The organism is Chryseobacterium sp. KCF3-3 (assembly GCF_045865955.1).
GTDB lineage: Bacteria > Bacteroidota > Bacteroidia > Flavobacteriales > Weeksellaceae > Chryseobacterium.
On the sequence record NZ_AP035792.1, the window covers coordinates 4583361 to 4597277 of the forward strand.

Sequence of the window (13917 nt, forward strand, 5' to 3'; positions counted from 1 at the left end):
CATGAGCTCAATCATTATTAATAAAGCCTCGGCTGAAGACGTAGAAATTGTACAAAGTTTAGGAATACAGACATTTTCTGAAACTTTTGCAGAAGATAATACAGAGGAGGCCATGAAAAAGTATCTGGAGGAAAGCTTCAATACTGAAAAAATAAAATCTGAGCTCAATAATCCTGATTCTCATTTCTATATTGCCTGGGAAGAAGACAATCCGGTAGGATATCTGAAGGTAAATGCAGGAAATGCTCAGACAGAACTTCAGGATGCTACCAGTCTTGAAATTGAGAGAATCTACGTGAAGAAAAGCCATCATGGTAAAAAAGTAGGACAGCTGCTGTATGATCAGGCTTTGGAAACGACTCAGCAACTCAAGAAATCCTATCTGTGGCTGGGAGTCTGGGAGGAAAATCAGAGAGCTTTACAATTTTACAGAAAGAATGGATTTGTTGAGTTTGACAAACATATTTTCAGATTGGGAGAAGAAGAACAGACAGATCTGATGATGAAAAAAATGTTGGACTAACTTTTTGCCCACAGATTTTCACAGATAATGATGTCTACCAAAATGAGCAATTCAGAATTTCTAAAGCATATTAATCAATATTATCCTTTATCCGAAGAAACGGTTAAAGATGTATTGGATATCTGTACGGAAGAATATTATCACAAAAATGATCTTCTCTTGGAATCCGGATCCATGGCGAGATATTATTATTTCATCAAATCCGGACTGATAGGGTATTATACAGTAGACGAGCTGGGAAATAATATTTATAAAATTTTCTTCGAAGAAAACAGTTTTGTAGCTTCCACAGCGGCCATTATTAAAAATGAGCCAAGTGATTTCAATATCATAGCCCTGGAAGACTGCTCAGTGATACAATATCCTGCAAAAGCCTACCGTGAATTGTTGGAAAAGCACCATGACCTGGCTCTTTTTCATCTCTATTATCTGGAGAAAAACTGGGTGGTAAAAAAAGAACCATTGGAAGTCTCCCTGAAATATGAAACTGCAAAAAAACGATATTTACAGTTACTGGAAAACTCATCTTTATATAACAGACTGAAACAGCATCATATTGCTTCTTATCTGGGAATTACGCCTACACAACTAAGCCGGATAAAAAAAGGAATCAACTGATATTCCTGAGTTTTAGTGGAAGATAAATTAACAAAAGCTTCAACATATGTTGAGGCTTTTCTCTTTTTTCTACTGCAATTTTGTTGTGTCAAAAGGTCATTGGTACGCTATGTGTTTTGTCATTTAGAGACCAGTGATGATCATTAATTAAACATTTTGCAACATGAAGAAGTTTATCAACATTGTATTTGTACTGACCGCCTGTATTCAGTTATCAGCACAAAAAATTATTCATCAGGAAATTTTCAGTCCGAAAATGAATAAGAAAATCAAAACAGTAATTATTACTCCCAATCTTCAACCCAATACAACATATCCGTCTGTTTATATCCTTCATGGTTTCAGTGGAAATCCGGACAGAATCATTAAGCAGGACCTACCGGATCTGGTAAAAAAAGCACAAGAACTGAAAACGATCTATGTACTTCCGGATGGAAATTACAGCTCTTGGTATGTAGATAGTCCGATAATTAAAGACTCTCAATATCAAACCTTTATAGGAAAAGAATTGGTAGAGTTTATTGATAAAAATTATCCGGTGAAAGCAGAGAAAAAATTCCGTGGAATTCTGGGATGGAGTATGGGAGGTTATGGGGCAACCAATATCGGAGTTACTTATAATAAGACATTTGGTATCGTAGGCAGTTCTTGCGGAGCGTTGGATTTCAATTCTTTCGGAGAAGGCTATCAAAAATATATGGTGAATAAAGTTCTTGGACCACTGGAGTCTATTAATCCCAATTATCTTACGGACAGTAAAATAAAGGTAATGGCAGGAGCAGGACAGCAATATATTTTCGATTGTGGAACCGAAGATACCCAAATGATTACGATGAACCGGAATTTTCATAAAAAACTGACAGAAATGAAAATCCAGCATCTTTACACCGAATCTTTGGGTGGACATGTTACCGAATACTGGAGCAGATCATTGTCTGAGCAATTGTCTTTGTTTGACAGGTTCTTTAAACAGTAAATTATAACCTTTTAAGTTTTGGCTAAAGCCATTGGAATTTATATTTAATTATTAAACGGGCTCCCTTCGACTATGCTCAGGATAATAGCCCGTTCCTATTGAATATTGATTAGTTTTTCTATCAATAGAAGCGGGCTTTAGCCCGCTTTATCTATTTTTTATGATAATATTGGCTTTAGCCAAAACCTGTTATTCGTATTACTTTTCTTTGGAAAACGTGAATTTTGAAGCGCCTCCCTGCGTGAAATCCATTGTCTTTTTTGAAGGATCAAAGGCCATTCTTATATCTGCACTGTCAAATTTAAAAATATGATTTTCGTAAGCAGTGAGCTCAAATGCGTTTTGACCCTCTGCCTGTCCGTAAAGAGCTCCGTTCTGAACAAATATTTTTATTTTCATCGGGAAATTGGGAGCAGCATATACTCCAGAATAAGCTTGAAGCTGATCTGCAGAAAGGCTGGCTTTTTTCAGATTTTCAGATCCAAGTTTTTCATGATAAAGTATTTTCCGAATATCATCTGATGGAATTTTAGTGAGTGGAGTTCTGTTATTTTGAAGTAAAATAAAAGTTTTGTCATTATCCAGATGCCTTTCTATGAAGGTTGCATACCCTGCCCAGCCTCCGGAATGATTGGCTATTTTTCCATATTTGGAAGTCTTCTTAACAAACCATCCGAATCCATAATTACTTGCTTTCCCATTGGCTGTAGTAATATCATTAAATATCAGTTTTTTATCATCTTCATTCACCAACTTGTTTGTATAAAGGGCTCTGTCCCATTTAAGAAGATCTTCCAGGGTAGAATTTACCATCCCATCACCTACAATTCCGTCAAGATAATAGGTGTAATATTCTTTTCCATGACTGTCCGGCAGGACTTTTTTACCTGACTCAGCAGTTTCATACCCTAAAGCATAATTGGAAACAGACTGTGGCTGATAACGACTCCTGTATACCAATGTATGTTTCATATCCAGTGGCTTGAAAATATTCTGGCTTAAAAATTCTCCAAAAGATTTTTTAGAAATCCTTTCAATAATGCTTGCTAAAAAAGCATATCCCGTATTACTATATTCAAACTGTTGATTGGGTTCAAATTCCAATGCAGGTTTATATTTTGCAAATTCTTTGATGATATCATCATTTACTGCAAATTTACTTTTATCCCAGTTTTTTTCGAACAAATCCATATAATCGGGAAGTCCACCGGTGTGATTCAAAAGATTTCTCACTGTAATTTTATCATAAAAGGCCAGTTCAGGAAGATATTTTGATATTTTGTCGTCATAGTTTAGCTTTCCTGCCTTCTGTAAAAGAACAATTCCCATTGCTGTAAACTGTTTGGATACAGAGGCCAGTTCAAAAGTGCTCTGTACATCAAGTTTACGTTTATTTCCTTCATCAGCAAGTCCATAGCTTTTCTCAAAAATAGGTTTACCTTTTTCAGCAACCAGGACATTTCCGTTGAATTTATTCTGGCTATGAAGAGCTGTAAAGAGGCTATCCAGTGTTTTCGCTTCATTCTGGGCATAAGTTCCCATGGCAAATAATACCAGCGGAAGACTGATTATTTTTTTTGTAAATAATTTTGTTGATTGTATCATGATGAATAGTTTTTAAAGAAAATATTTATTTGTTAATTTCCATTAATATCTGTCGTATGGTAACAGTATATGTTTCATGAAAAAGAATAATTTATTCAATTTTATGAAAATTCCTTTAAATTATTATCCAAGTCAAGGTTTCAAACCTTAACATGGATCAGGGAATGAGTAGAAGATAAAAGAAAGCAAAATGACTTTTAATTGGCTAAAGCCCACTTCTATTGATATAAAACCTGTATGAAATTTTTTGAAATAATAATAGGATCATAAAACATTGAATGTTTTAAATATTCAATAGGAACGGGCTTTAGCCCGTTTTAATAATTAAATATAAATTCCAACGGCTTTAGCCAAAACTTAAAATCAAATAAAAAAATCCCTTTTGAGCTATGCCCAAAAAGGATTTCGATTGATTGATGTTAAAAATTGCTAACAAGTCAGCATATTAAAAGTGTTGAAAGTTTTTACCTAAATGTTCTTCTATCACAAAGAACGGATCTTCCGTAAGCGTGTGTGCTCTCATATCAATAAGACTCACTTTACTCATCATACGAAGCATGATTCTTCTCTCACACGGCTGTTCTATACCGTCAATATTTCGTACTCCCGCACGGAAAGCAGATCTTCCGTGAGCACATAAATGATTATTTACCAGAATAACATCTCCTGCCTGAGGTGTAAATCCGGAGTAGATCAAATGTCTGGCTTCTTCCCAGAACTCATGCAATGTATTCTGTGCTTCATCCGATTGCCTTATACTGGAATTGAAAAGCTGCTCGGCAGCATCAAATCTCATAAACGGAAGACTATAATTACCATATAATACAGAATCTAATGTTTCTTCTTCATTTTCTGCCGTTTCCAGATTGGCATCTTTCGGGATTTTATAAATACGATCAAAAAGAGGTCTGTAATTGTCCCCGATAGATTCATGAGAACGGATAGAGTAAAGCGTAGAAGGAACCTGTTCCTCATTTCTTACATACATAAAGCTTAAATAGTCAGCCTGATGTTTCAGAAAAGCATCTTCTGTGTGTACATATAAATCTGTTGAAGATCCTGATCCGGTTTGTGTCTCCTTCATTTTCTCATCAGGAATGATGGCATGGATCAATCCACCTCCTTTACGCTGTGAATAATATTGTACAGGTTTGGAAGGAAGTGCCCCATGAATAAGTGCACATGCAAAACCATATAAATTAAATTTCGAATAATCTGCCGCCTGCCAATTGGGAGGGGTAGATCCTATATCCTCCTGATCGATATCCATTAATCCTGTAAAGATCAGGGCACCATACTGATTTTTTGAAAAGTCACTCGCAAAATCAGCCGCTATGTTTAAAATTCTCTCCGGTAAGAAATAAGACGCCAGCTGATGTACATGCTTTATAAAATCACGGTTTTCATAATTGTCATACTTTTTCTGAAGATGCAGCGCCGCATCTTTTATCATTCTTCTTTCCTGAGAGGTGACTTCTATGACCGTAGGAAGCAGTTTTACCGCTGTTAAACAGTCTTTATCTAAAATTTCTGTAGAATTCATTAAAAAAAATTTGGTGTTAAGTAATAATTTTTATCTTTGTTTTTAATTATTCTAAATAACAATAGCCGGTTCAAATTTAGTAATAATTACGTAATCACCAAATAAATTATAATAAAAAATGTAAAATTTAAAAACCTGACTATCAGATATATACAATCGTATATCGAAAAAACCACAACAACTCACAGATTTAAAAAATCACATTACAAAACTTTTATGAACAACAATTTAATATCCCTAGAAGAGCTCGCAAGCACAACTTCACCTCACATTTCGGGGAATTTTGGGAATATTTTTCATCCTGACAATTATGATCATTATCGTAATGCTGTCAACAGTACTTTAGACCTGGTTCAGGAATTTCTTCACAGAAACAACAAGCCTTTCAGTGGTATAGAAGCCAAAACAATGAAAGGAATGGTACAACAGATCGACCTTAATCAAAAACTTTCTAATTATAATGAGCTTCTGGCAGAAGTAGATGATATTTATGTAAAACATGCCACAGCTTTTCACCTTCCACAATATGTAGCTCACCTTAATTGTCCTGTAGTAATTCCGGCATTGGCAGGAGAAATTCTTGTAAGTGCCATCAATTCTTCACAGGATACTTATGATCAGAGTGCTGGAGGAACTTTTATGGAAAGAAAACTGATCGACTGGACTGCCGGTCAGATCGGATATAATACAAATGAAAGCGACGGTGTTTTCACTGCGGGAGGCTCACAGAGTAATTTAATGGGATTGGTCATGATGCGTGACTGTTTTTCTCAGAAAAGATACAACCACAATATTAAAATGGATGGTCTGCCAGCGGAGGCAAGCCGTTTCAGAATATTTGTTTCAGATAAATCTCACTTCAGCAATCTGAAAAACGCGTCCATTATGGGACTGGGTGAGAAAAGTATTGTTAAAGTTCCTACAGATGACCGTTTCCGTATGGATATTTCTCTTTTGAAAAAATATATCAAGAGAGAAGAACAGCTGGGAAATATTCCTATTGGTATTGTGGCTACAGCTGGAACCACAGACTTTGGAAATATTGATCCACTGGATGATATCGCGAATATTGCAGAACAATATAACATCTGGATGCACGTAGACGCTGCTTACGGTTGTGCTTTATTATTAAGCGAGAAATACCGTGATCTGATCAATGGTATCGAAAGAGCAGATTCTGTAACGATTGACTACCACAAATCATTCTTCCAACCTATCAGCAGTAGTGCTTTCATTGTTAAAAATAAAAAAGAACTATTGATTCTTAAACATCACGCCGATTATCTGAATCCGAAAGAAATGGACGAAGAGGAAATTCCGGCACAGATCAATAAATCCATTACGCAAAGTACCCGAAGATTTGATGCTTTAAAACTTTGGTTTACGATAAGAATGATGGGGAAAGAACAGTTGGCAGAATATACAGATACTGTGATTGATCTTACCAAAGATGCAGCTGCAATGATTACGGAAGATGCAGATTTTGAACTTCTTTCAGATTCTGATTTAAGTGTTCTTGTTTTCAGATATATCAATCCGGAAATCAGTGATCTGAATGCCCTGAATCAATACATCAAGATGAAACTGTTCTACAGCGGAGAAATCCTTGTAGCAAGTACAAAAGTGGATGGAAACTTCTATCTGAAGTTTACATTCCTGAACCCGATTACGACTACAGAAGACATTCATCAAATTCTCACCACAATCAAAAATCATGGAAAAGACTTTAATTCAGAAAAATAGAACAGGAGAAAAAGCCCGGGAAATTACTTTCAGAATTCTGTTGAACGGAATGTTGAGAGAACTGGGAAACGGAAAATTCTATCAGGGCGTTCCAAAATATGATCTTCTGACAGCAAAAGCTCTTCAGAACAGTGATTATTCATTGTTTATGAGATTTGAAATGAAGAAAAGCGGACTGTTTTTATTTGCTCCGGTTTCTTATCGTTCCGAAACTCTTTTTCATGAATACGGACCTGTTTTGTGGGCAGTAGATCACCAAAATCAGGAAGTTTTTGAAGTGAATGATCAAAAGCTTACTGAGCTGGTTTACAAAGAGCTTTCTGAGACTACAAACGAAACGGGTTTCAGAAACTTTGTGGAAAGAATTCAAAGCAGCTTAAGAAATCTGGAACTGACAACAGAAGCTTGTCTTCAGGATGATCAGCTTTTAACGTATTCTTTTCTTGAATCTGAGCAAATGCTTCCTGCCGGGCACAATCTGCATCCTTTCACCAAATCAAGAATGGGATTCTCTGAGGAAGAACAGTTTTTATACGGCCCTGAATTCGGAAAAGGATTTCAGCTGGATTATTTCCTGATTCATAAAGACTGCATCACAGAAAAATCCCTTCCAGGAATTTCAGCAAAGGAAATCTTCGAAAAATGGACTTCACTTCCGGAAAGCTACGATTTTGAAAACATCAATGATTTTTATATAGTTCCATGCCATCCATGGGAGGCACAATATCTTTTATCAACAGCAGAATACCCTGAAATGTTGGGTTCCGGGAAAATTATTCACATCGGGCCATTGGGTGAGGATTTTTATGCAACATCTTCCATAAGAACGGTATACAATCCGGATTTCAGCTGGATGTTGAAATTCTCTCTGCATGTTTTAATGACAGGCTCTGTAAGGACAAACAGCTTAAAAGATCTCAACAGAGGATATGCTTCCGCAATCTGGTGGCAGCATCAAAAAACTTCATTTGAACAAAACTTCCCGAATTTTAAATTATTACTGGAACCATCCACGTTAAGCGTTCATTATGAAGGGAAGAATATGGACAGTCTGAATATACTGCTTCGCGAAAATCCTTTTTCCAATGAAGATAAAGTGATTCTATTGGCAAGGCTTTGTCAGGATGAATCTACAGATGGTTTCAATTTTACAACGCATTTCTTTAAAAATGTTGCAAATCAATTGGGTGTAGATGCAGAAAAAGCAGCTATTATCTGGTTTGAAAAGTATGTAAACCTACTGCTTTCTCCTTTAAACAGATTGTACAATCAATTAGGGATGGCTCCTGAAGTTCATCAGCAGAATCTTCTTGTACAGCTGGATAATCAGCTCCTTCCTGAGTCTATTTATGTAAGAGACGGGCAAGGATATCTGATCAAAGAAAGCTTTAAAGAAAAATATGAATCACTAATTAAAGATTATCCTGAAGTGGAAGATCTTTTCATCAGAGATGAGCGTCTTCTTGACATTATTTCTCACCATCTTCTGGTAAGTAATCTGAGCGCACTGATTGCTTCAATAGGTAAAACAGGATTGGTTAAAGAAAGAAGATTAATCCATATTCTGTACAGAGAGTTTGAAAATCTTCATGAAACTGAACCTTCATCGTTAACAGATTATGCATTGAATCAAAGATATTGGGCAGTAAAATCAAACCTTCAGTCGGCAGTTGCTGATGTAGACGGAGGCGTGAATGCTTCCTCAATTTCTTATGCTAAAGTTCCGAATCTTCTTCACAAACATTTCTTCTCGGATCAGCTAATCAATCCGCAGGGAACAGAAGTTTTCTTTAAAAGGTATTTCCAGAAAGAGGATGTGACGATGAGCATGCGTCCTATAGATCTTGAAAACGACCTTGAAATGCTTCATGAATGGTTCAACCGTGAACATGCCGTAAAAATCTGGCAAATGAACTGGCCTATTGACGAGCTGGAAACCTATTACAGACTGATGCTTCCAAGTGATGAAGCACACAGCTATATCATTGCAGGAAACGATGAACCTTCATGTAATATCGAGGTGTATTGGGCTTGCAGAGATATTGTAGGCGATTATTATGAAGTACTGCCTACCGATTACGGAACGCACCAGTTTATTGCACCTATTGATCCTAAAAAGAAATTTGTATCTCCGTCTACTCAATCTATGGTCGACTATGTTTTTGCACAACCACAAGTAGGTAAAATGGTAGGCGAAGGATCTGTAGACTCGCTTGCTTCTATGATGAACAAAGCCCATGTAGGCTTCAAAGTAGATAAAGTAATAGAAATGCCTCATAAAAAAGCCAATCTGAACTTCTGTTACAGAGAATGGTACTGGGAAAAATTCCCACAGAATAAAGAGGTACAAATCACCACAAACATCACAAAAAATGACTAACGAAGCCGTATACAATGTAATAGGCATAGGTATAGGCCCTTTCAATCTGGGACTTGCCGCATTATCCAATCCGATTTCGGAACTGAAAACCCTTTTCCTGGACCAGAGAGATGGTTTCGACTGGCATCCGGGACTGATGATTGACCATGTAACCCTGCAGACTCCATTTTTATGCGATTGCGTATCCATGGCTGATCCTACGAATCCTTTAAGTCTTTTGAATTATCTGAAAGAAACAGGAAGACTCTATAAGTTTTTTATCAGAGAAGATTTTTTCATTCCGAGAAAAGAATACAACCGTTACTGCCAATGGGTAATTGAACAGCTTCCACAATGCCGTTTTTCTACTCAGGTAGTGGATATTACTTATGAAGATGGTTTATATCATGTAACGACTATTCACACCAAAACCAAAGAAACTACGGTTTTCAAAACAGAAAGACTGATTTTAGGAACAGGAACACAGCCTCATATTCCTTCTTTCATTCCGAAGGATGATTCCCGTGTTATTCATACAAGTTCTTATCTGTACAGAAAAGAAGAGCTTTTGTCTCAGGGTAAAAAAATAGCGATTATCGGTTCTGGTCAGAGTTCCGCAGAAGTTTTTTATGATCTTCTTCAAAACAGAAATGAAGAAACACAATTGGGATGGTATTCCCGTCCGGACAGATTTTTCCCTATGGAATATTCTAAGTTGACACTGGAGCTTACTTCACCTGATTATGTAGAGTATTTCTATAACAGAAGTGAATCTGCAAGGAAAACCATTTTAAGCAAACAGCAAGCACAGTTTAAAGGAATCAACTACGATCTGATCAATGATATCTACGATTTTATTTACGATCTGAATATCGATAATGCTGATCCTAATCTTAAAATTATCCCTAACAGTCAGCTGAATAGAGTAGACAACAGCAATCCGGATTTCATCAACCTTGAGTTTACCCAACTGGAACAGGAAGTTCCTTATGATCAGGAAGCGGATTATCTGATTTTAGGAACCGGATACCGTTATCATGAACCTGCATTCTTAAAGAATATTCAGGATAGAATCAAAAGAGATTCCAGCGGATTGTTTGATGTCAACAGAAATTATTCAATAGACCACAACGGAGGAGAAATCTATGTACTTCACGCCGAAGTTCATACTCACAGCTATATTTCTACTGATCTTGGAATGGCTGCGTACCGTAATTCCTACATCATCAATGATATTCTGGGAAGAGAGCATTATAAAATTGAAAAGAAAATTGCTTTCCAGGATTTCGATGTGGAAAAATATGCTGATTTACCAACTGCCAAAATTTAATCAAAAAATGAACACCAACTTAAAAAATACAGTAAGCCAGGAAAACTGGAATCAGGCCAACAGAAACCTAATGGCCAAAACCATCGCAGAACTGATGCACGAAGAGCTTCTAAAGCCTGTGGTAACCTTTGAGAATAAAAACGGATATACTGTTTTTACCCTTGAAACCGGAGTTGAAAATATTGTCTACAGCTTCCGCGGACAGGAAAGAATGATGGATTACTGGCATATTGATAAAGACAGCATTACAAAAACAGAAAACGGTGAAGATTTGTCTTCTGTGGATGTAGCAGCTTTCTTCCTGGAAATGCAGTCTGTATTCGATTTAGATCCTTATACCATTGCAAGATACACGGAAGAATTACTGCATACGCTGTATTGTGATGCTTTAATCTTATCAAGAGGAGTGATGTCTTCAAAAGAGCTTGCGGATGCGGATTATCAAACAGTAGAACATAATATGACCGGACATCCATGGGTAATTGTGAACAAAAGCCGATTAGGTTTTTCTCCAAGAGATCTTAAAACATTTGCTCCTGAAGCCGATGAAAATTTAAAAGTAATCTGGCTGGCTTCTCATAAAAGCAGATCATCATTCCAGTCTTTGGAACATATCAACAGAGATGAGTTTTACCGTTCTGAAATAGGAGAGGAATTATATAATGATTTTCAACAGCAGCTATTGAGCAAAAGAAAAGTTGTTGAAGATTATCACTTTATCCCAGTACATCCATGGCAGTGGGAGCATAAGCTTCAGATTCATTTTGCCGGAGATATTGCTTCAGGACTTTTAATACAATTGGGCGAAGGTAGCGATACCTACAGCCCGCAGCAGAGTATCCGAACGTTATTCAATGTAGATCATCCTAAAAAGAGATACCTGAAAACGGCAGTTTCTATTCTGAGCACAGGAAATATCAGAGGATTATCACCTAAACAGATGAAAATTGCTCCAGCCATTACAGACTGGGTAAAAGGCTTAATTAAAGATGATGCTTACCTTGAGAACAAAGAGACTATTTTCTTAGGAGAAGAAGCTGCCATCACTTATTTGCATCCACAATATGGAGCTATTGCCAGCGTACCATATCAATACAATGAATTCCTTGGAGCATTATGGAGAGAAAGTGCTGAAAATTATCTGAAAGAAGATGAGCAAATGGTAACCATGGCTTCTTTACTTTATGTAGACGAAAGTGGAGTTCCATTGGTTCAGGCATTTGCGGAAAAAGCAGGTGTAAGTATCAAAGAATGGATTGAAAGCTATCTTGATGCTTATCTTACACCTTTACTGCATATCTATTACACGCATTCGCTATGTGTAACACCGCATGGAGAAAACATTATGGTGGTTCTGAAAAACGGAGTTCCGAAGAGAATCGTAATCAAAGACTTTGTGGATGATATTGTTTTAACCACTGAGGCAAGAGAAAAGCTTCCTGCACATCTTGCAGATGGTTTGATTCAGTCTTCCAACAAAGAAAATATCCCGTTGTTTATTTTGCTTGGCGTTTTTGATGCTTTCTTCAGATATCTGTCGAATGCGCTGCATACCTATTCCAACTTTAATGAAGAGACATTCTGGGAACTGGTTCACAACTGTGTAGAAAATTATAAAGCTGAGAATACCCATCTTCAGGAAAGATACGAAAAGTATGACCTGTACGTGCCGGCATTCAAAAGATTCTATATCAACAGTCTGCGTCTGAAAAATAACGGTTACAGTGAAAACAAAGCATTTGCTATTCCAAGAAAAGACGGAGCACTGCCTAATCCGCTGTATCAGATTGCCAATAAAAATTCAGTAGCAGCAGTATGAGGAAATTCCTGCATATACTAAAAGAAGGAGCGGTTTTTACGTATGGAGCCATAGCCGGAAAAAAAGTTGAACTGACTTCCGGAAGTATCAACCGTTCCATCTTTAGTCTTGCCATTCCCATGGTGATGGAACTTGTCATGGAATCTGTTTTTGTGAGTGTCAATCTATTGATTATCGCAAAATTAGGAGACAAGGTTCTTGGTCTTGTGGGAATTACAGATAACTATATCAATTTTGCTTATGCCATTGCAGTAGGTTTGGGAATTGCAGCAGCAACCCTTACTGCCAGAAGAGCAGGCGAGAAAGATAAAGAGGGAATGGGCAGAACAGCCCAATACATCATCTTGCTGGCTCTGTTTTTTGCAGTGCTTATTGGTGGAGTTTCTTGCTTTTTCGCATCAGAAATCGTTGGTTTTCTGGGAATCAATGCCAGTACAGTGACTGAAGGTGTTTCTTTCTCAAGACTGGTCTTCCTGAGTATCGGACTTGTGATTCTCCGTCTCTCTGTGAATGGACTTTTCAGAGGAGCTGGTGATGCTGATATTGCCATGAAATCACTTTGGATCTGCCATATTTCCAATATCATTTTCGCAGTGATCCTTGTTTTCGGATTAGGATTTATACCTGCTTTTGGATTGATGGGATTGGCTTATGCTACGGTTTTATCAAGGCTATTAGGGGTTTTATATCAAGCCTTCGTGTTGATGTCCGGAAAAACCAGTATCATCATCCGAGTTCCTTTACAGCTTGATATTCCATTGCTGCAAAAGATTCTGAAAATAGCCTTTGGCGGATTGGTCCAGTATATCATCCCAACCTCCAGCTGGCTGATTATGGTGAAGATTATCTCCACTTTCGGAACCACTGCGCTTGCAGGATATATCATTGCCCAGCGTATAGCTTCCGTAGCAACGATGCCTGCCTGGGGAATAGGAAATGCTGCAGGAGTTCTTACAGGCCAGAATCTGGGTGCCGGAGAACCTGAACGGGCTGAAAAAACTGTCTGGAGAGCCGGAACCATCAACATGACGTACCTGGTACTTGTAGCCTTATTCTGGCAGATTGCAGCGGAATATGTAGTGGAATTTTTCACGACAGAACCGGAAGTTGCCAGATATGCGGTTCAATACATCCATGTGGTTTCTATGGCTTATCTGCTGTTAGGTTTCACCATGGTGATCAGCCGCGCTTTGAATGCGGCGGGAAACATTCTGCAGGTTACACTGCTGTACCTCGTCATGTTTTATGTGATTCAGCTTCCGCTGGCTTATCTCTTAGGAGTAAGGTTTCAGTGGGAACTGAGAGGAATATTTACTGCTATCGTTTCTTCGGAAATTGTTTTGGCTGTGCTATTCCTCATGATTTTTAAAAATGGAAAATGGAAAACTATAAAAATTTAAA

The 13917-nt window shown here is 37.4% G+C and carries 10 protein-coding genes; 8 read left to right on the forward strand and 2 right to left on the reverse strand.

Features of this window, described 5'->3' with window-relative positions:
- The first annotated feature begins 1 nt into the window (after position 1).
- The 3 genes from ACKTTZ_RS20435 (at position 2) to ACKTTZ_RS20445 (ending at position 2117) form a co-directional block, all read left to right on the forward strand.
- On the forward strand, positions 2 to 523 hold the full coding sequence (locus ACKTTZ_RS20435) for an N-acetyltransferase family protein (RefSeq protein ID WP_407846462.1): 522 nt from the start codon (positions 2 to 4) through the stop codon (positions 521 to 523).
- Positions 524 to 565: 42 nt separating this feature from the next.
- The gene (locus ACKTTZ_RS20440; RefSeq protein ID WP_407846463.1) at positions 566 to 1141 is read left to right on the forward strand and encodes a Crp/Fnr family transcriptional regulator; all 576 of its coding nucleotides are present in this window, start codon (positions 566 to 568) and stop codon (positions 1139 to 1141) included.
- A gap of 163 nt (positions 1142 to 1304) precedes the next feature.
- Positions 1305 to 2117 carry an alpha/beta hydrolase gene (locus tag ACKTTZ_RS20445; RefSeq protein WP_407846464.1) on the forward strand — a complete coding sequence of 271 codons (813 nt, stop codon included), beginning with the start codon at positions 1305 to 1307 and terminating at the stop codon, positions 2115 to 2117.
- Between the two features lie 198 nt (positions 2118 to 2315).
- Here the strand turns inward: ACKTTZ_RS20445 and ACKTTZ_RS20450 are convergent, their stop codons facing one another.
- Together ACKTTZ_RS20450 and ACKTTZ_RS20455 are read right to left on the reverse strand one after the other, a co-directional pair.
- Positions 2316 to 3722, reverse strand: coding sequence for a serine hydrolase domain-containing protein (locus ACKTTZ_RS20450; RefSeq protein WP_407846465.1), 1407 nt, complete (start codon positions 3720 to 3722; stop codon positions 2316 to 2318).
- 445 nt (positions 3723 to 4167) lie between these two features.
- Positions 4168 to 5265 (reverse strand): TauD/TfdA family dioxygenase, encoded by a 1098-nt coding sequence (locus ACKTTZ_RS20455; protein ID WP_034698140.1) that lies wholly within the window; start codon positions 5263 to 5265, stop codon positions 4168 to 4170.
- 216 nt (positions 5266 to 5481) lie between these two features.
- Here ACKTTZ_RS20455 and ACKTTZ_RS20460 point away from each other — a divergent pair, with 216 nt between their 5' ends.
- The 5 genes from ACKTTZ_RS20460 to ACKTTZ_RS20480 are packed head-to-tail and all read left to right on the forward strand — an operon-like array spanning position 5482 to position 13916.
- Entirely contained in the window at positions 5482 to 7008 is a 1527-nt protein-coding gene (locus ACKTTZ_RS20460; RefSeq protein WP_047374830.1) for an aspartate aminotransferase family protein, read from the forward strand.
- On the forward strand, positions 6980 to 9388 hold the full coding sequence (locus tag ACKTTZ_RS20465; RefSeq protein ID WP_407846466.1) for a GNAT family N-acetyltransferase: 2409 nt from the start codon (positions 6980 to 6982) through the stop codon (positions 9386 to 9388). The genes ACKTTZ_RS20460 and ACKTTZ_RS20465 overlap by 29 nt, the downstream gene beginning before the upstream one ends.
- On the forward strand, positions 9381 to 10697 hold the full coding sequence (locus ACKTTZ_RS20470; protein ID WP_264517945.1) for a lysine N(6)-hydroxylase/L-ornithine N(5)-oxygenase family protein: 1317 nt from the start codon (positions 9381 to 9383) through the stop codon (positions 10695 to 10697). The genes ACKTTZ_RS20465 and ACKTTZ_RS20470 overlap by 8 nt, the downstream gene beginning before the upstream one ends.
- 7 nt (positions 10698 to 10704) lie before the next feature.
- Positions 10705 to 12516: an IucA/IucC family protein gene (locus tag ACKTTZ_RS20475; protein ID WP_407846467.1), complete on the forward strand. Its 1812-nt coding sequence runs from the start codon at positions 10705 to 10707 to the stop codon at positions 12514 to 12516.
- Positions 12513 to 13916, forward strand: a complete 1404-nt coding sequence (locus ACKTTZ_RS20480; protein ID WP_253316012.1) for an MATE family efflux transporter — start codon at positions 12513 to 12515, stop codon at positions 13914 to 13916. Before ACKTTZ_RS20475 ends, ACKTTZ_RS20480 begins: the two co-directional genes overlap by 4 nt.
- Position 13917 lies beyond the last annotated feature (1 nt).